Below are 18,599 nucleotides of genomic sequence, written 5' to 3' on the forward strand. Positions count from 1 at the left end.
TGGTTACACTTTTGCTATCAGACAGGACAGGACGTGTCATGGAAATACGCAATGCCAGCCAGGCGCACTGGTGTCAGGCCGCCAGCTACGGCCTGATTTTAATCGCACTGTTTGCCATCTTCCCGCTGCGGCTGTTGCCGTGTTTTCTCGCCGGATTTATCGTCTATGAGATCATTCTGGCGCTGACGCCGCTGGTGGAGCGGCTGGTAAAGGGGCCGATCGCCCGCTGGATCAGCATCCTGTTCCTCAGCGTGGTGATTATCCTCGCGCTGGTCACCGGCATTACGAAGATCATCACCTTCCTGCTGCATGATTTCCAGAACCCGGCGCAGTTCCACGCCACCGCCACCAAGCTGCTGGTTGACGCCCAGCACACCCTGTCGCCGGTGATCACCCGCTATCTGCCGTCGGATATCGATGAGCTGCAGCACCAGGTGGTGACATGGCTGCGCGAACACCTGGTAGTGGTGCAGACCTTCGGCCGCAACGCCGCCCATACCTTTGCCACCATGCTGATCGGCATGCTGCTCGGGGCGATTATCTCGCTGCGGCCTGCCTCAAAATTCCGCTCCGACGCGCCGCTGAAAGAGGCGCTGCTGGACCGGCTGACCAACCTGGCCGCTGCGTTCCATAACGTAGTGTTTGCCCAGATTAAAGTCTCGCTGGTGAACACGGTGCTGACCTGTGGCTTCCTGTTTGGCGTACTGCCGCTGTTCGGCCTGCACTTCCCGTTCGCCAAAACGGTGGTGGTGCTGACCTTTGTTGCCGGGCTGTTGCCGATTATCGGCAACCTGATCTCCAATACGGTGATTGTGCTGATCGGACTGTCGATCTCGCTGGAAGCCGCGCTGATCGCGCTGGTCTACCTGATCCTGATCCACAAGCTGGAGTACTTTATTAACGCGCGTATCTTCGGCACCCGTATCAGCGCCAAAACCTGGGAGATCCTGCTGGCGATGCTGGTGTTTGAATCGGCCTTTGGCCTGGCCGGGGTGGTGGCCGCCCCGGTTTATTACGCCTATTTGAAAAGCGAGCTGCGCGAGGCGAAGCTGATCTGACGCCGGGCGGGCACTTTGCCCGCTCATCCATCGTTCAGACCCTATGATGCCACTGTTTTTATTAAGAAGTCGTCCCTTCGCGATGCGACAGCCTGTTATAAGGCGTATTGCTCTGCGTTCTGCCTGGCCGTAGCAGGCCAGGGGCGCCGAAGGCTGTATTGCGCTAACGGTGCCGCGAAAGAGTTCATCCTGGTTTTTACATTACGTCCGCAAATCTGAAGAGTTCGGGGTTAGGTTACATTGTCACTTTTTAGCTCGTTTTTACACCAGGTTCTGGCGGCGATGCCGTTATTTATGCTGATCGCGCTGGGCTGGCTGCTGGTGCGCTGGCGCAACTGGCCGGAGACCATTACCACCGCCCTTAACCGGGTGGTGTTCCGCCTGGCGCTGCCGGCGATGCTGTTCCGCCTGATGTGCGACTTTAGCGCCGGCCCGGCGGTGGACGTGCGCCTGCTGCTGGCTTTCTTTGGCGGCTGCCTGCTGGTATTTATCTTCGGTCGCCTGATCGCCAGCCGGGTATTTAAGTTCGACGGCGTGGCCGGCTCGGTATTTGCCCTCGGCGGTATTTTTTCCAATAACGTGCTGCTGGGTATTCCGGTGGCGAAGGTGATGATCGGCGACCAGGCGATGCCGTCGGTGGCGCTGGTGCTGGTATTTAACGGCCTGCTGCTGTGGACGCTTGCCACAGCCTCGGTCGAGTGGTACCGCCACGGATCGCTCTCCGTAAAGGGCATTGGCAAAACCACCGCCAGCGTGCTGCGCAACCCGCTGATTATCGGCATCCTCTCCGGCACCGCCTTCAGCTTCAGCGGCCTGACCCTGCCGACAATCATCGACCGGCCGCTGACGATGATTGGTCAGATTGCCGTACCGCTGGCGCTGATCGCCCTTGGCATGAGCCTGGCGGTGTACCGCATTCGCGACGGGCTGGCCATCAGCTACACCCTCAGCGCGATTAAGCTTGTCGTGATGCCGCTGGTGGTGTGGGCGCTGGCCGCGCTGCTCGGCCTGCCGCCGCTGGAGAGCAAAGTGGTGGTGCTGCTGGCATCGATGTCGGTCGGGGTGAATGTGTATCTTATGTCGCAGCAATTTCAGGCGCTTACCGGGCCGGCGGCGGCCAGCATGCTGATCACCACCGTTTTTTCGGCAATAACTACGCCAGTTCTGATACTTACGATGGATGGGGTGTATGGGTGACAGGGGCATGGTGCTGTTGCAAGGCATAACCTGCCCATTCCGCACGACCGATGCCAAACCGAACCGGTCAAAGAGGTAGAGTAGACAGCGGTATTTTTCATTTAAGGATATCTATGTTGTCTGCGATAGGGTTGCTGCTAACCGTCGTCTATGTAATAGCATTGACGCTGGTAATTTCATTTTCCAGTCTTACACCGGTGACCAGCTGTGCTGAGTTAGGCCTGTTTCTGGCCGGCGTTTTCTCACCGCCTGTGTTTCTGTGGCTTTATCTGGTGAATCTACAGCAACAGAAACAACTGAGACAGATTAACAGGGTGATTGACCTGCTGATTTCCGAACGTTGTTGTGCTGAGATGATTAACACCTCCGGGACACCTGCAGCCCCGGACCTGAATGAATGACGGACAGGGGGCGTACATTTATCCGCTAACGATCGAGGTTGATATTGCACAACCTGCTGGTGATGGTTAGCCAGCCTGATGAACGATAACGTTCGGATAGAGCCGTTGAAGGGGGAGAAGTTTATAATTCTGCTGATTAATCGGATCGCTTAACCCGAACTTATAACCGTTTAAGCGATCCGAACACTGACGACGTTATTTACCCAGCAGCTCTCTGCGGACAATATCAGCACCGGCGCTCAGGGCCGTCATTTTGCCTTTGGCGATACGGCGGGATAATGGGATCATGCCACAGTTGGTCGCCGGGTAGAGTTTGTCGGCATCGACAAACTGCAGGGCCTTACGCAGCGTGTCGGCCACTTCTTCCGGCGTTTCAATGATGTTGGTGGCCACGTCAATCGCGCCAACCATCACTTTTTTACCGCGAATCAGCTCAATCAGATCCATCGGCACGTGGGAGTTCTGGCACTCCAGCGAGACGATATCGATGCTCGATTTCTGCAGCTTCGGGAAGATCTCTTCGTACTGGCGCCACTCTGAACCCAGCGTCTTTTTCCAGTCGGTGTTGGCTTTGATGCCGTAGCCGTAGCAGATATGCACGGCAGTTTCGCACTTAAGCCCTTCAACGGCTCTTTCCAGCGCGGCGATGCCCCAGTCGTTAACCTCGTCAAAGAAGACGTTAAACGCCGGCTCGTCGAACTGAATAATATCAACGCCCGCCGCTTCTAACTCTTTGGCTTCCTGATTCAGAATTTTGGCGAATTCCCAGGCCAGCTTTTCACGGCTCTGGTAGTGGTGGTCATACAGCGTGTCGATCATCGTCATCGGGCCGGGCAGGGCCCACTTGATCGGCTGCGTGGTTTGCTGGCGTAAGAACTTCGCATCTTCAACAAACACGGACTTCTGGCGGGATACGGCACCCACCACCGTCGGCACGCTGGCTTCGTAGCGGTTGCGAATTTTAACGGTCTTACGATTTTCAAAATCAACGCCGTCAAGGTGCTCAATAAAGGTGGTGACAAAGTGCTGACGCGTTTGCTCGCCGTCGCTGACGATATCAATGCCTGAACGCAGTTGATCTTCCAGGCATAAACGCAGCGCATCCAGTTTGCCGTCAGTCAGTTCCTGTCCCTGTAGTTTCCACGGCGACCAGAGTTGCTCAGGCTCTGCCAGCCATGAAGGCTTAGGTAAGCTGCCGGCGGTCGAGGTGGGTAATAATTTTTTCATGGTAATAAAGACCTTATAATTTTGCAGATCAGGCAGCGTAGTTAGCAGACCACTGCTCAAGAATATGTTGGTACGGTTTAATGAAGTTCTCTTCAGTAAATTTACCCTGTTCAACGGCCAGCTGGCTGCGCTCCACGCGATCGTAAACAATGCGGGTTAAGGAGTGGTCCAGGTGATTCAGGCTCGGCTGATAGACTTCTCCGGCCGCCGAGTTTGCGTTGTAAATCTCAGGGCGATAGATCTTCTGGAACGTCTCCATGGTGCTGATGGTGCTAATCAGCTCAAGATCGGTGTAATCATTCAGCAGATCGCCGTTGAAGTAGAAGGCTAACGGCGCGGCGCTGCCTTTAGGCATAAAGTAGCGCGCCTGCAGACCCATTTTATTGAAGTAGTGATCGGTCAGGGACAGCGCATCCTGCTGGTATTCGAAGCCGAGCACCGGGTGCTCGAAGTCAGTGCGCTGATAGACGTTTTTACTGGATACGCTCAGGCAGATAACCGGGGCTTTATTAAAGTTGGTTTTATAGACATCCGAATTAACGAAACATTTAAATAAATTACCGTGCAAATCACCAAAGTTGGCTGGCGTGCTGAATCCGGCATTGCTCTTATTATGCTCAGACAATAAGACGCTGAAATCATAATCGCGAACGTAAGAAGAGAAGTTGTTGCCGACAATCCCTTCGGTACGCTGCCTGGTTTTTTTATCAACGATATGGGTCTTCAGGATTTCAATCGCCGGGAAGGTTTTACCATTGCCTTCGATATCAATCTCAACGGAAACGATCTCAATGTCCACAGAATAACGATCTGATGTTGGATTATCCCAGTGCGCCAGGGTATTGAAACGGTTATTAATCATCACCAGCGTGTTGCGCAGGTTCTCCTGGCGTTTTTCACCGCGGGCCAGATTGGCGAAGTTGGTGGTAATGCGCGTATTTTCGGATGGGTTGTAATCTTCATCAAAGCTGATGCGTTTAACAGTAAAGGCAAATTCTGTATTCATATTAATCGGTATCCTGAGTCTGATATTAAACCTGAATTAATTTCTTGCTTTTCAGGATTTTTAAATTTTGTCTTTATCACCCAGTAGTCTTGATGTAGGCTACTGTTAATAACATGATGTTATTTATGCCAGAGTTGCGACTTGAGTAAAAGTGATTAAATTTCACAGCAACATGAGCGTTCTTCATGATCGTGGTGAGAGACGCCATCAGCGCTAAGTTGTTGATGTAACTGCGGCGTTTTAGCGGCACAGACTGCGCTGAACAGCCTGGTAAAGCCTGAATGAATTTACGTCAGCTGTGAGAGACAGGCGGGCGCAGGCCCTGGCGGGGCGAAGCGTGACATAAGCGATATCAGGCAGTGGTGTGCGTAGTCGTTACTGCCTGAACGTAGGTTTGAATCCTGCCCTGAGCTTTTTGTGAACTACCCACCCATAGATTGAACTGAACCCATAAAGTCGGGCGTTTTTTACGCCTCACACTGCTATTCAACCACGCTTGTGACTTCCCTTTACCGCCTCACGCCGTTAGGATCGCCGATAATTTTACTGACGGGAAGCGGGATATGAAAAAGATTGGCTGGCTGCTGGCCGCGTGTTTAGGTGTTTCTGCCTGCGATTCAGGTTCGTCTCAGGCCGAAATTGAGCAGAAGGCGAGGGCCGGTGACAGCAGTGCGCAGGTCGAACTTTACCGGCTGTATCACTCCGGGCAGGCGCGCGGAGGCTCTAACCACGCTGAGGCAATGAAGTGGCTGAACAAAGCCGCGCAGGGCAACAACGCCGAGGCGCAGTATATGCTGGGCGTTATCTACTCTTCCGCTGAGTCGGGTGAAGCCAAAGACAACAACGCGGCCGCAGCCTGGTTTGAAAAATCGATCGAAAACGGCGGCAAGCCGGCCCTGTTACCGGCGGCAGTGTTCTTTAAGAACGGCTGGGGCGTCGAAAAGGATGAGGTCAGAGCTTTTGCTTATCTGCTGCTTGCTCAGCAGTTCGACAATAAAAAGGCTTTTTCTCAGGACGCCATCTTTCGCGGCGCGTTAACGCAACAGCAAAGGGACAACTCCGCAGCGCTGGCGCAGGAGATTAAGCAGAAGTATTACCCGCAGCCTTAGTTATCCCGCTGAAAACCCTGCATCCGCGGGGTTTTCAGTTTGATGCAGCAGAATTGGCTGGCTGTCATCTCCAGGTCTGAACTTCCTGCCTTCTGATAACGTCGCCCGGCGGCCTTTAATTTTAACCGCTTTACAGCCAGTAATCAGCCAGATACCCACGGGAATGACAAAACCCAACAAATCCCTCCAGGTAATTTTTATCTCAGCGTGTTAGAGTGGGTGTTCAATACATGACCGGAACAGCTTTATGGACACCGGATTTTACTGGATTGGAACGGGGTTATCTAAACCTCAGGTTTGGTTTTACCGTCATCAAAGCGGATTCTTCAAACCTGCTAATGCCGTACCTATGACACTGACCCGATTTGAAGCAGAAGGGTTTAAATTTCTTAGCGAAAAACTGACCTTTCCTCATTTCTGACCGGAGCCGCCACAGGGCGGTTTTTTTCTGCCCTTCGCCATTTCCCCCTTACCGATAAATTTCACCAATCTGAGCAACACGTACAACCTGTTGGGCTTTCATAACCCGCTGCCACATAATTACGGCATGACAACTTATCGCGTAAGAGTAGGGTTCCACAACCCGTCAGCCCTGACCTTCAGGCAGCTGGATGAGATCTTTGCGCCACAGCATATCGTACGTTGCGCAAAGCGGGGTGGCACGTTCCGCTATTTTATGGATTACCACTATGAGAGCGAAGAGAAGGACGTCTGCTCGGTCTGCGAACTGGCGTACAGCCACGCCTGCAGGGTGAAGAAGTGTCCGCTGGTGCTGGTTGAAGAGCTGGCGCCCCCATCGGAGAGTTATTGATTAAGCAAAGTCTGACCTTAACTGAGCGTGTTGTCGTGCGGGTAGTTAAAGAGGTTTACCTGCATTGCCTGACGGCAGCCAGTTGCGGATTTACCGAGCAAACCGGCCGGGTGAGGGGCAACGATGTGTATCACGCAACCCTTATTAGTTACAACATACCTATTATCCTCAATAAAGAGAGTGCTTCGGCAGCGGCGGTGTTAATTTCTGGCTAAGCAGGTTTTAATGGCCCGTTTAGCCAGCAAAGGGAAAACCGCGCCCTCGCTGGCCTTGGTTTATATCGTCAGCCTCTGACCGTTGAGTTCAGCTGAATTCGCCAGCAGAGCGTGTTACTCGGCCAAGGTTCGTTCAGCATGCAGGCGCCGTAATGTCGCCTGGCCGAAGCTGCCTGAACCGATCCCTTAGCGCCGCAAAGTCCCCTTAACCTCATGCGGCTCCGAACGCAGATACTGTGGAGCAACGCGAACCTGTGCATTAAGCGCGGCCGCTGCGTGCCATGGCCAGCGTGGGTTATAGAGGATGCCGCGCGCCAGCGCTACCAGGTCGGCGTCGCCGTCCTGCAGCACCGCCTCAGCCTGATGCGGGTCAGTAATCAGCCCAACGCCAATCACCGGGATAGATACCTGCTCACGGATGGCGCGGGCGAACGGCAGCTGATAGCCCGGCCCGACGCTGATGGCCTGAGCGGGGGAGAGGCCGCCGCTGGAGATATGCAGGTAATCACAGTTCAGCGCCTGCAGGCGCTGGCTGAAGACGATCGACTGTTCCACGTCCCAGCCGCCCTCCACCCAGTCGGTGGCCGACAGGCGTGCGCCAACCGCGACCGCTGAAGGGACCGCTTCGCGCACGGCCTGGAACACTTCCAGCGGGAAGCGCATGCGGTTTTCCAGCGAACCACCGTACTCGTCGCTGCGCTGATTGCTCAGCGGCGACAGGAACTGGTGCAGCAGGTAGCCGTGCGCGGCGTGGATCTCAATCAGTTCAATGCCCAGCCGCACCGCGCGCAGGGCGCTATCGACGAAGGCCTGTTTTACCGCGGCCAGACCGGCAAGGCTCAGTTCTGCAGGCGGTGCATCACCATCGGTAAACGGCAGCGCCGATGGGGCCACCGTCTGCCAGCCACCGCGATCGCTGGCCAGCTGCTGACCGCCCTCCCAGGGCACCTCGCTGGAGGCCTTGCGCCCGGCGTGGCCTAGCTGAATGCCAAGGCGAATGGGCGACCAGCGGCGAATATCGCCAATTACCTCGCCCAGCGCGGCTTCGGTGGCGTCATCCCACAGCCCGAGATCGCCGGAGGAGATGCGCCCGATCGCTTCGACGGCGCTGGCCTCCATGATCAGCAGCCCGGCACCGGAGAGCGCCAGCTGGCCAAGGTGAATACGGTGCCATGAGGTGGCAAGGCCGTTCTCAGCGGAATACTGACACATCGGCGCAATCACGATGCGGTTTTCAAGTTCAAGCTTACCAATGCGTGTCGGACTGAACAGTTGACTCATTACTACCTCATATCTCTGAAGGATTTCTCATTATCGGTCGTGCGCAAGGCGGGTCGATTCAGGATTAAGCGTAAACCTAAAAGAGTGCATTCGCTGCCAGCCACCATTAATGATGGTCGCAGGGTGCGAACGTCTCACTCACTCACAGAGGGGATAGTAATCAATCCAGCGTATGAAGCGTAAAGCGCTGTGTGCTGAGCGCTGGCAGCTCGCTGTGTTATGTCATTGCCGGCTGGCATATGCACAACAGAACTGCATAACGTCATCGCGTAACAGCAAAATCTGAACGGTATGCCGTATGCGGAGATGGGATAAGCGCCGCTGTATGTGTCTTTACAGTGGTTTACATTTTACGGGTTAATCTTATCAGTGACAGAAAAATGTAACTTAACTCAATTTAAAAACAGCCACTTAGAGAAGCGCGATCTTATTGCCTGTGGTCAGCTGGTAACCTTCAACGTCGTCAGTGGTCATGAAAATGTCATAAACGCCATCGATACTGCGCTGCGAAAACTGCAACAAACTTAAACATATCAACAATCTTTGCAATGATTTGTTGTGATGAAATTTTACACGGAGAGTCTCATGGTTAATCAACACACCCCCGCCAGTGCCACCGGTCTGTTTCGTAAACGTTACCTTGCCTTGTGTATGTTATCGGTCACCGGCCTGAGCGTCGCACAGCCGGCACTGGCGGCTGAAACCAAAGCGAAAAACGTGATCGTGATGATTAACGACGGGGCGGGCTGGGGGACCTGGGATGCCACGGCTTACTGGCAGTATGGCGCACGTGATAAAACGCCGTACGCCGGTTTCCCGGTGAAGTTTGCCATGACCACTTTCCCACTCAACGCGTCGAAAAAAGCCACCCATAACGCCGACTCGCTGGTTAACTACGACCCGCAGAAAGCCTGGGACATCACCCCGGACGCGGCGAATAAAGATCTGCCGTTCAAAGGCTATGAATATCTCGCCACTGAGCCCACCGACAGCGCCGCGGCCGGCACCGCGCTGGCTTCAGGGATCAAAACCTATAACAACGCCATCAACTACGACAATAACGGCAAGCCGGTTGATTTCGTTACTCTTGTCGCAAAAGCGCAGGGTAAAGCCACCGGCGTGGTCACCAGCGTGCCGTTTTCCCACGCCACGCCCGCCGCGTTTGGCGCTCAGAACGCCTCGCGTAACGATTACCATGCCATCGCCCGCCAGATGCTGACCGAAGGCAAACTGGATCTGATTATGGGTACCGGCCTGCCGGGCTTTAACGTTAACGGCACCGCCTGTGACAAACTGGCGAAGGACGAATCTGAGGTTGGCTGTGGCAAAGACGCTAACAGCTATCTGGCCAAAGAGGAGTGGGACGCCCTGCAGACAGGCAAACTCACCCCGGCCAATGCCACCAGCCCGTGGAAAGTGTTGCGCAGCAGCGAAGAGTTCAGCCAGCTGGCCAGCGGTGCCCTGAAATACGATGGCCCGCTGATCGGCTCGCCTGAGGTTGCGCCTAACGGCACCTTACAGCAGGGCCGTCAGGCCACCATCACCGGCAAAGACAGCGCCACGCCGTCTGGCGATGCTTACATCCGCAGCGTGCCTACGCTGGCCACCATGACCGAGGGTGCTATCCGGCACCTGAGCAAAAACGGCAACGGTTTCTTCGTGATGGTTGAAGGCGGAGCCACCGACTGGGCGGCGCACACCAGTAACGCCTGTTCCGGCAAGGGCGACTGGGGCAATTCCTACAACCCGAACTGCACCGGCGTGGAGTATGGCCGGCTGATCGAAGAGACCGCCGACTTCAACAACGCGGTAAGCGCCGTGGTTGACTGGGTAGAGAAGAACAGCAGCTGGGAAGAGACGCTGCTGATCGTTACCACCGATCACGACAACGGCATGCCGATGGGTGCGGACGCGCAGAAAACCGCCTTCGAAGCGGTGGCGAATAAAGGCAAAGGGCAGATGCCCGGCATCTCTTTCCGCCCGACCGGCAACCACTCTAACGCGCTGGTACCGCTGTGGGCCAAAGGCGCGGGTTCTGCAGCCTTCGCTGCCCGGGTTCAGGGCACCGATGCCGGTTATGCCAGATACGTGGGCCTCAGTAACGGCGCGTATATCGATAACACCGACGTGTTCAAAGTGGTGAAAGCCGCGCTGGAAGGATCGGCGGTTGAGCAAATCGCGCGGTAACTCTGCAACGTTCCATCCTTTTCCTGAAACCGGCCACCGTGCCGGTTTTTTTATTTAGCGTGAGCTGAGTTGAGAAATTGCACTAATCCTGTTGCGGGTAAATCGTATGTTTCATTATTATCTCGGCGTGGACTAATCATTCCATTTTATACTCATCCGAACCTCTTGCCCGCGGAGAAGAATAATGAAACATCTTAAAAAGTTAGTACTGGTAGCTGCCCTGGGTTTTTCCGCGTCAACGCTGGCCGAAACCATCGGCGTATCTATGGCCTACTTTGATCAGAACTTCCTCACCATCATCCGTCAGGCGATCGACAAAGAGGCCAAAGAGCGCGGCATCAAGGTGCAGTTTGAGGATGCACGTGGTGATGTGGGCCGTCAGACCGACCAGGTGCAGAGCTTTATCAGCGCCGGGGTGGACGCGATTATCGTCGATCCGGTCAACTCCGCCGGCACCCCGGCGATGACCAGACTGGTAAGCGCGGCGAAGATCCCGCTGGTCTACGTAAACCGCACGCCGGGCGACGTGAAGCTGCCGCCGGGCGTGGTATTTGTCGGCTCCGATGAGAAGCAGTCCGGTACCCTGCAGATGGAGGAGCTGGCCCGCCAGGCCAACTATCAGGGCAATGTGGCGGTGATGATCGGTAACCTGAGCGATGCCGGCGCGGTGCAGCGCACCAAAGACGTCGAACTGGTGGTGGCTAAGTATCCAAAAATGAAGGTCGTCCTGAAGCAAACCGCTAACTACTCGCGTAACGAGGGCATGGATCTGATGCTCAACTGGCTGACCAACGGTGAGCAGGTGGATATCGTTGCCGCCAACAACGATGAGATGGCGATCGGCGCGATTATGGCGCTGCAGCAGGCCGGTAAGAAAGACAGCAAAATTCTGATCGGCGGCATTGATGCCACCCCGGACGGCCTGAAGGCGCTGGCCTCCGGCAAAATGCAGGTCACGGTATTCCAGGATGCGGTCGGGCAGGGCAAAGCCTCGGTGGACGTCGCCCAGCGGATGATCAAGGGTGAGAAACTCGACTCGTACCACTGGATCCCGTTTGAGCTGGTCACTAAAGAGAATATGAAAAAATACGAAGAGAAGTGATTTTCGGTCATCATGGCGGAAAAAAGTTGTTATCGTTCTAGTGCAAAGGGGCCTCTGGCCCCTTTTTTCACAGCGATGCACCACAGGAATACACCATGAGTAAGAAACTGATTATCGCTGGCGTGGTGGCACTTATCGCCACTTACGCCGGGCTGCGTCAGCCCGACGGGCAAACTTCTCATTCAGCCACGGGAACAATGGCGGATACCGCGGCGAGGTCAACCCATTCGGGCTCGGCCTCCCGCGCGGAAAGAACGGAAACCGCTGGTTACGGCTCGGTAGCTAGAGGCGCTGGCGGGGAAAGCGAGCGTGGATCAGCAGCGGGCAGTCCGGCCACCACTATCGATCGGCTCACCGCTGAATCGCGGGTGGCCAACTATATTCAGCAGCATCAGCGGCTGCCGGACTACTATATTCGCAAGTCTGCGGCGCGCAGGCAGGGCTGGGACCCGGCCAAAGGCAACCTGTGTCAGGTGCTGCCGGGGCGGGCGATCGGCGGCGATCGCTTCAGCAACCGCGAGGGCGGTCTGCCGGAGAAAAATGGCCGCAGCTGGTATGAGGCCGATGTGAACTACCAGTGCGGGCGGCGCGGCGCCGACCGGCTGCTGTACTCCAGCGACGGGCTGATCTTCGTCACCCGCGATCACTATCGCCGCTTTGAACAGGTGAAATAAGATGCGCGAAGAACGCTTTGATCTCAGCGAGGTTGCGGACGCCGCCGATTTCTACCGCCAGTTTGCCGCGCGTTTTGAGCTGCATTACTTCGGTAACAATCTTGATGCGCTGTGGGATGTGCTGACCGGTCAGCTTAATCTGCCGCTGCGGGTTACCCTGTGCCATCTGCAGCAGCACCCGCAGCGGCCGGCGCTGGCGAGGATAGTGCAGGTGATGCAGGAAGCAGAAGCGGAGACCGACGGAGACTTTTCCATCTGTGATGATGAGGGCTGAAAGCTGAACTGCCAGCTTTGAATCGAACAAAATAGCTTGCTCATGCTCATGCTCATGCTCATGCTCAGGGGCGTGGCTTGCGCAGGTTCAGGTTCAGGTTCAGGAGAATGAATTGAAGGGGAAGGTTCAGCTCCGTATGCGTTAAGCATCTGAATTGATGAGAAGAGGAATAAATACTCGTGCGTGTTGTTGATCCGTCAGCAGATACGGTGACAGGTTCTTGTGAAGCGCCACCGAGTGTGACAGTGTCACGAAAGGGCTGTGTTTACCGCTCTGCTACTAAGCCTGTCGACGTTCCCGGGCTACGCCAAAGCAGTGCGCAGCCCGGAACTCCCCGCCTTTACCGCCGAATCATCGCCACTGTCTGCGCCAGCTGCTCGCGCTGTTCAGGGCTGACTTCACGTGCGGCGGACCAGCCGGCGTTTTGCACGATCAGCGTATTCAGCCCGACCAGCCAGTCGTAGATGTAGAAGGCCGCGTGGTTGTTCGGCTTCAGCGCCAGCCGGGTCAGGCGCTGGCCCGGTCCGAGGCTGCCGGTCTGCACTTCCGGCTTGGCGAAGATCTTCTGTCCGCGGTTGATGCGGCTCTCCGGGCGTTCGGCCTCCGGCAGCTGCTGGAAGCCGAGCCAGGCGATAAAGTCGCCGATCACGCTCAGCGCCCGCGACACCTGGCGGTCGGCGACCTGTCCGGCCGGCAGGCCCTGCGCGTCGTCGTTGGCCAGAATGCGCGCCAGCGCCGGTTCCACCCCCTGACGCACGCTGGCGGTGATCAGCTCGCTGGTCAGCATCTCCAGCGTCGGTTTGCTGACGCCGAGCAGCTCCAGCAGCGGGCCGTTTTCCGGCAGCTGGCGCAGCTGGTTTACCCAGTAGCGGTACACCTGCTGGGCAAATTCGGCATCGTGGTCGACTTCCGGCACGCTGTGATAGCTGGTCTGCACCGCCGTCAGCGGCGTTTCGCTCAGCAGGTCGATGGCCACGCCGATGCCAAACGGATCGTCATCGCTGATGCTGTACTCATCCGCCGTCAGACGTTCGTTACGCTGCTCACGCTGTAAAAACAGGTGGCGTAGCGTATCGCGCACCGGCACCAGCCGCTCCAGCAGCTCGCCGTGCATGCCGGTGCGGGTCTGCAGGGCCTTCAGCAGGGATTCGGCGATGCGCAGGCGGGCCGCGGCGTCGTCGGCTTCCACGTTTTGCGCCCACTGGCCGAGCAGGTTTTCTGCCAGCTCGCGCTGCACCTCACTGCGTAACACCTCAATCCGAGCCAGCTTTGCCTCGCGCAGCACCTCGTTGGAGAGGTAGCCGGCCATGCGCTGCACGCCTTTCTCATCCATCGCCAGCATCGCGCCCCAGGCATCGCCGGGTTGACCGACGAAGCGTTGCACGGCGGCGTCATGGTTGTGGCCGTGGGTCAGGCGCTGATCGAACGGCGTCATCGCCCAGATCAGGCCGGGCTTGCGGCCGCTGCGCTGCTGGCTGCTCTCGCCCTGGGTCTGTCTGACCCACTGGTCGAGCAGGCGGCCGACCAGCGGCGTCTCCTGGCGATGGCCGGAGGCGCTGCACACCAGAAGGTGGGTCAGCGTCTGCTGCCGGGTCGCGCGCTGCAGCAGCAGCGGGCGGCGCGCCTGCAGGAAGCCCAGCGCCAGGGCGTGCTGCTCGTCGTCCGGCAGCACCGAGGGCGTCACCAGGCCGGGATAGTCAAGCAGGTCGACTTCGCTGAACAGCGCTTCACGCGGGGTGCTGTAAAGCGGCAGCAGTACCTCACGGCACAGCAGGGTTAGCTCCGCCAGCGCGATATTCACCGCCGGCAGGGTACGCCCCTGGTGCAGCGGAGCGACCTGCACGATCAGGTCGCTGCTGGCGTTAAACTGGCTGACGCCGCTGTCGTTAAGCAGGCTGAACGACGGCTCATCCAGCACGCCGATCGGGGCCAGCACCCGGCGGGCGCCGGCCAGATGGTGCAGGGCGTGCGCCAGCTGGCGATAGAGCGCGGTCAGCTGGCGATCTTCACCCCACAGCAGGGAGAACAGCCGCGCGCGCTCGTCAACGCCGAGCAGCGGCGCCAGCTCCACCGCCTGCGGCCAGAAGTGGCTCTCCAGCGCCGTGTCCTGGCGGCGCTGCAGCTGATTCACCTGGTCCCACAGCGCCACCACCTGCTGCGGGGTAATGCCCGCCACCGGCTCCGCCTGGCGGTAGGGCGCCACGTTCTGCAGGCGTTCGTTCAGCTGCGACTCATCGAGCGCGGCGGCGCGATCCGTCTGCGACTGGCGGTACTGCAGCGCCAGCACCGCCACCAGTTCGCTTTCACTGAGCAGGTCCAGCCGCACCGGCCAGCTGCTGTCGCTGGCGTGCTGCTGCGCGCTGAAGCGCAGCACCGGCGCGGCAGTGTGCTGCTGCGGGTTGAGCTGGGTGGCGTAGTCCAGCACGCTGTTGCCCAGCGCGCACTCCAGACGCCCCTTATCGCTGGCCGCCAGCCGGGCGATCAGATAGGACTTCCCCTGCTGCGCCAGCCCGAACAGGCCGATGGCCGGTGGCTTCTGCACCGCGCTGACCAGCGCGCTGGCCTTATTATGCTGGCGCAGCAGCTTGACGCTGAGCGAGTCGGCTTCCATATCCAGCCGTGGCGACTGTTGGCGGTTAAGCGCCAGCCAGCCCAGCGCCTGTTCGATGCCCTGTGTCAGGCCGTCACGTTTTTTCACGGCCTGGGCGGAGAGAATTTGATTAATTGATTTCATTTACGGTACACGCTCCCGCTGTCGATCCAGTAATGTGCCATGCCGGAGCCGTTGCTGGCCAGGGTGTTCAGGCTCAGCCGCAGGTGTTCCAGCGGCACCTGGCTGCCGTCATCGAGCTGGGCGTCGGCCAGGGTGAAACGCTCGGGGCCAAACTCGCCGAACGGTCGGCTGACCGCCAGCTTGACACGCAGCACCCGGTCGCCGGCCACGCTGCGCGCCAGCTGCGGATCGACCAGCGTCAGGGTATAGAGCGGCGAGGCCGGCCAGCGGTCGTTATCCAGCTGGCGGAAGCCGAGCGTCAGCGCGCCGCGCACCTGGAAGCGGTTGCGCACTTCAAGGTTAAAGCTGTGCTGATCGAGGTCGATATCGCTGTACCACACGTCCTCTGCCTTCAGCGCGCCGGTAGCGTCGAGCATGCCAAGGTAGCGGATAGTGGAATAGGGCTGAAAATCGCCGGCCTTAAACCAGAAGTTGGCCAGCCGCAGGTCGAGCGACAGCAGGCACAGCATCGCACCCACCGCGGCGGTCGATTTCGGGTTCTCAATTTTCCCCTGCTTGTTAAACGGATACCAGTCGTTGGTGTGGTAGCCGTCCAGCGACAGGATGCGGCTGACCGGCAGCGGCTGCAGGTGGCGGAACAGCGCCTGCACGCCGGGGAAGCGCGACGGGCGACCGGTCAGCAGCAGCACGTCGCAGTCATACACCGCCACCACTTCCGACATCGAGCGCAGGCTGTGGGTGATATTCATGCGCGGCGAGAGGAATTCGGCGTGCAGCTTGCTCAGGCGTACCACCAGCGGCACGTTCATGACGTCAAACCGCGCGGCTTCCGCCGGCAGTTCGCGCTGGATCTCACGATTAACGTACTCCAGCAGCGGGTCGGTCGGGCGGTGTTCGAGCAGTTCAGCAAAGCGGGCGTCGATCTCCGCCGCCAGATCCAGCGGGTCGAAACGCTCGTAGGCTTCGAGGATCGCCTGGCCAAGCGGAATAAACAGCTGCAGCGTCACCTGCTGGCGCAGGGTGGAGTGGCCGTCAAGGCGGCCTTCATGACCGAACAGCCGGGTCATCACCGCTTCCGGGTTGACCATGCCGGCCTGGCGGAAGGACGCCTGCAGCGCGGGCAGCACGTAGAGCTGGATCACGTCGAGCAGGATATCGTCACCGGCCAGCTTAAAGCCTTCGCGGAACAGCAGGCGCGGCATGATTTTGACGTTGTTGCCGGCGCCGTCGTCCAGCCGGTACTGGGTGATCGCCAGGTCGGTGGTGCCGCCGCCGATGTCGATCGAGGCGATGCGCAGGGTTTTTCCGGCCGGTTCATCGGCGGCGCGGGCGCGGTCCGGGCGCGCCATGCTGGCGAAGAACGCCTCCGCACGGCCGCCAAAGTTGACCTGGGTTTCGTTATACAGATAGACCATCTGGCCACAGGTGGCTTCGTCCCACTCCATCTGCACCTCGGGCACCGGCAGCAGGCTGCTGGCGCGGTCGCTCTCGCTGCGGAAATCCTCATCCGCCGGGTGCCAGCCGAGCGCTTTCCACACCAGCGCGATCGCCTCCTGCATGCGGCGGCGGAAGATCTCCCGCTCGGGTTTCGGCATCGCGGAAGGCAGGGTGAGGATAATGTTACGCAGCTGACGCGGGGCGCTGCTGTGCAGCATCTTTTGCCGCTGCTGCGGGCTGTTCATCTGCAGCAGCGCCTGGGCCAGCAGCTCTGAGAGCATCAGGCTCATCAGCGAACTGCGGCTGTACTGCGCGGCAAATACCGGCAGCCGATCTTCCAGCGGCAGGCGGTAGAGCGGCTCGCCGTCGTCGTTGATCAGGCAGGTGAGCGGCAGCGCGATGGCCGCCGGCTCCAGCTGCTGATTGCCTGGCGTGCGGCTGAAGCGCCAGCCCGGCGTGTAACTCTCTTCGTCCCACAGGTAGCGGCGCGGGCTGGAGAGGCCGGTGGCCCCTTCGGTGCCGAGACGCTGCTGGGCCAGCCTGACCGCTTCGCGTCCGACGCGAACGATCGACGGCCAGATAAAGGCGTCTTCCCGGCCGCTTTCGCGCGAGTAGTTCTGCTTGCCAAACTGCGCCAGCGCGAACTCCACCCGGCTTTCAAACAGCTCGTTATAGCGCAGGTGAGGTTCGCTCAGGTTGCGCAGCTGCATCTCGTAGGTGTGCTTCAGGCCCTGATGATCGTCGAGGTGATCTTCCACCATAATGCCGCAGGTGTGCGAGTTGCCGACGTCGAGGATCAGGTCGACGTTAATCGCCGGCTCCTGCAGCGTGGCGGCGCTGATCTTCAGCTCCGGCACGCTGAGCTGTTCGCCGAGCAGCTGCAGGATATTCAGGTAGTGCGCCTGGTACTCAAATTCGCGCAGGGCGGTTTTGATATTGACCTGTGGCCGCTGTTCGCGCTCGCTGGCGCTTTCGCTGAACGCCTCGCGCAGCCAGCCGTCCACCCAGGTCTGATCGAGAAACTCGCCCAGCTCTTCGCTGCGGTGGGCCAGCGCAAAGCTGACGCCGTTGCGCACGTCGCTCTCGTTCAGCGCCAGCGCATCTTCGCCCTCCGTCGCCAGCCGGGTGTCAAAGGCCAGCACGATGCGGTGAGTGCGGCCTTTTTCGTCCGGTGCGTCCAGCGCCACCACCTGCACCCGCGCCCAGTTATCCGGGCCGCCGGTGAAGTTGCGCGGTGGGTTAAAGCGGAAGAACGGCAGCGGCAGCCACTGCCCGTTCAGCAGCGCCAGCGACTGGGCCTGCGGGAAGCTGAACTCCGGCTTCACCAGCTCCGGCGGCATGCCGGCGGTCTGCGGCAGCAGGTATTTGCCGCTCTGCGGATGATAATCCAGCCGCAGCAGCGGGCCGTTGGCCGTCTGGCGCACAAACTTGCCCGGCCAGTCGGCGTCGCAGACCGGCGTCAGCGCAAAATCAAGAAACTGAATACCGCTGTTCTGCACCAGCGTCATATTGGGTTTGAAATCAGTAATGGTTGCCAGCAGCATTATCGGGTCTCACGTTTCATGGTCATTGGCAGCACCGTATTGTTACTGTCGTTATAGCTGCCGTTACACTGGGCGGCACCGGTCAGGCCCTGGCGGCACAGCAGTTCCGGCATGCGATAGCGCGTACCGTCGCTGCAGCGGGCGGTGTTGCGGCTTTTAATCACCAGGTTGCCGGACGGCATCACCGCCGCCTCAACGTCGGCGCGGCAGGTTACGCCGTCGCCCTGGGTGATGCGCGCGGTGCCCGTGCCGTTGCGCAGCTGGTATTTCAGCTGTGGCGGGCGGCCGGTCAGCGGCGCAGCCTGCTGCACGATCACCCGCCAGTTGCCGTTAAGGAACTTC

17 protein-coding genes are annotated in these 18,599 nt (G+C 58.6%); 11 read left to right on the forward strand and 6 right to left on the reverse strand.

Annotation, left to right across the window (positions count from 1 at the left end):
- Positions 1-38: 38 nt before the first annotated feature.
- From NV64_RS16910 to NV64_RS16920, 3 genes are all read left to right on the forward strand, one after another.
- Positions 39-1,058, forward strand: a complete 1,020-nt coding sequence (locus tag NV64_RS16910) for an AI-2E family transporter (RefSeq protein WP_101506378.1) — start codon at positions 39-41, stop codon at positions 1,056-1,058.
- 282 nt (positions 1,059-1,340) lie between these two features.
- A complete protein-coding gene (locus NV64_RS16915; protein ID WP_101506379.1) occupies positions 1,341-2,255 on the forward strand; it encodes an AEC family transporter in 915 nt (304 codons plus the stop codon).
- Between the two features lie 113 nt (positions 2,256-2,368).
- Positions 2,369-2,656, forward strand: a complete 288-nt coding sequence (locus NV64_RS16920; RefSeq protein WP_101506380.1) for a hypothetical protein — start codon at positions 2,369-2,371, stop codon at positions 2,654-2,656.
- 195 nt (positions 2,657-2,851) lie between these two features.
- Here the strand turns inward: NV64_RS16920 and NV64_RS16925 are convergent, their stop codons facing one another.
- Both NV64_RS16925 and NV64_RS16930 read right to left on the reverse strand, forming a co-directional pair.
- The gene (locus NV64_RS16925; protein WP_056238476.1) at positions 2,852-3,883 is read right to left on the reverse strand and encodes a methionine synthase; all 1,032 of its coding nucleotides are present in this window, start codon (positions 3,881-3,883) and stop codon (positions 2,852-2,854) included.
- Between the two features lie 28 nt (positions 3,884-3,911).
- Positions 3,912-4,889: a DUF1852 domain-containing protein gene (locus NV64_RS16930; RefSeq protein ID WP_101506381.1), complete on the reverse strand. Its 978-nt coding sequence runs from the start codon at positions 4,887-4,889 to the stop codon at positions 3,912-3,914.
- 563 nt (positions 4,890-5,452) lie between these two features.
- Between NV64_RS16930 and NV64_RS16935 the strand changes: the two genes are divergently transcribed.
- The 4 genes from NV64_RS16935 (at position 5,453) to NV64_RS23240 (ending at position 7,024) form a co-directional block, all read left to right on the forward strand.
- Positions 5,453-5,998 carry a tetratricopeptide repeat protein gene (locus NV64_RS16935; protein WP_101506382.1) on the forward strand — a complete coding sequence of 182 codons (546 nt, stop codon included), beginning with the start codon at positions 5,453-5,455 and terminating at the stop codon, positions 5,996-5,998.
- A 247-nt stretch (positions 5,999-6,245) separates the two neighbouring features.
- Complete coding sequence (locus tag NV64_RS23470) at positions 6,246-6,419, forward strand: hypothetical protein (RefSeq protein ID WP_156365603.1); 174 nt, start codon at positions 6,246-6,248, stop codon at positions 6,417-6,419.
- A 126-nt stretch (positions 6,420-6,545) separates the two neighbouring features.
- The gene (locus NV64_RS16940) at positions 6,546-6,809 is read left to right on the forward strand and encodes a hypothetical protein (RefSeq protein ID WP_056238015.1); all 264 of its coding nucleotides are present in this window, start codon (positions 6,546-6,548) and stop codon (positions 6,807-6,809) included.
- A complete protein-coding gene (locus NV64_RS23240; RefSeq protein ID WP_146005510.1) occupies positions 6,806-7,024 on the forward strand; it encodes a hypothetical protein in 219 nt (72 codons plus the stop codon). The genes NV64_RS16940 and NV64_RS23240 overlap by 4 nt, the downstream gene beginning before the upstream one ends.
- A 186-nt stretch (positions 7,025-7,210) precedes the next feature.
- Here NV64_RS23240 and NV64_RS16945 read toward each other — a convergent pair whose 3' ends face one another.
- Positions 7,211-8,305, reverse strand: coding sequence for an NADH:flavin oxidoreductase/NADH oxidase (locus tag NV64_RS16945; RefSeq protein ID WP_101506383.1), 1,095 nt, complete (start codon positions 8,303-8,305; stop codon positions 7,211-7,213).
- 585 nt (positions 8,306-8,890) lie between these two features.
- Here NV64_RS16945 and NV64_RS16950 point away from each other — a divergent pair.
- The 4 genes from NV64_RS16950 to NV64_RS16965 all read left to right on the forward strand — a co-directional run bounded on the left by NV64_RS16950 (position 8,891) and on the right by NV64_RS16965 (position 12,542).
- The gene (locus NV64_RS16950; RefSeq protein ID WP_101506384.1) at positions 8,891-10,492 is read left to right on the forward strand and encodes an alkaline phosphatase; all 1,602 of its coding nucleotides are present in this window, start codon (positions 8,891-8,893) and stop codon (positions 10,490-10,492) included.
- A 184-nt stretch (positions 10,493-10,676) separates the two neighbouring features.
- Positions 10,677-11,594 (forward strand): sugar ABC transporter substrate-binding protein, encoded by a 918-nt coding sequence (locus NV64_RS16955; protein ID WP_101506385.1) that lies wholly within the window; start codon positions 10,677-10,679, stop codon positions 11,592-11,594.
- Positions 11,595-11,689: 95 nt separating this feature from the next.
- Positions 11,690-12,268: a ribonuclease domain-containing protein gene (locus NV64_RS16960; protein WP_233209019.1), complete on the forward strand. Its 579-nt coding sequence runs from the start codon at positions 11,690-11,692 to the stop codon at positions 12,266-12,268.
- 1 nt (position 12,269) lies between these two features.
- Positions 12,270-12,542, forward strand: a complete 273-nt coding sequence (locus NV64_RS16965; protein WP_101506386.1) for a barstar family protein — start codon at positions 12,270-12,272, stop codon at positions 12,540-12,542.
- Between the two features lie 340 nt (positions 12,543-12,882).
- Here the strand turns inward: NV64_RS16965 and NV64_RS16970 are convergent, their stop codons facing one another.
- The 3 genes from NV64_RS16970 to NV64_RS16980 form a co-directional block, all read right to left on the reverse strand.
- Complete coding sequence (locus NV64_RS16970; RefSeq protein WP_101506387.1) at positions 12,883-15,276, reverse strand: virulence factor SrfC family protein; 2,394 nt, start codon at positions 15,274-15,276, stop codon at positions 12,883-12,885.
- Entirely contained in the window at positions 15,273-18,254 is a 2,982-nt protein-coding gene (locus NV64_RS16975) for a virulence factor SrfB (protein WP_233209021.1), read from the reverse strand. The genes NV64_RS16970 and NV64_RS16975 overlap by 4 nt, the downstream gene beginning before the upstream one ends.
- Positions 18,255-18,256: 2 nt before the next feature.
- Positions 18,257-18,599: SrfA family protein (locus NV64_RS16980; RefSeq protein ID WP_233209020.1), on the reverse strand; the 343-nt coding region annotated here is incomplete at its 5' end.

The organism is Erwinia sp. B116, from assembly GCF_002865965.1.
Classification (GTDB): Bacteria; Pseudomonadota; Gammaproteobacteria; order Enterobacterales; family Enterobacteriaceae; genus Erwinia.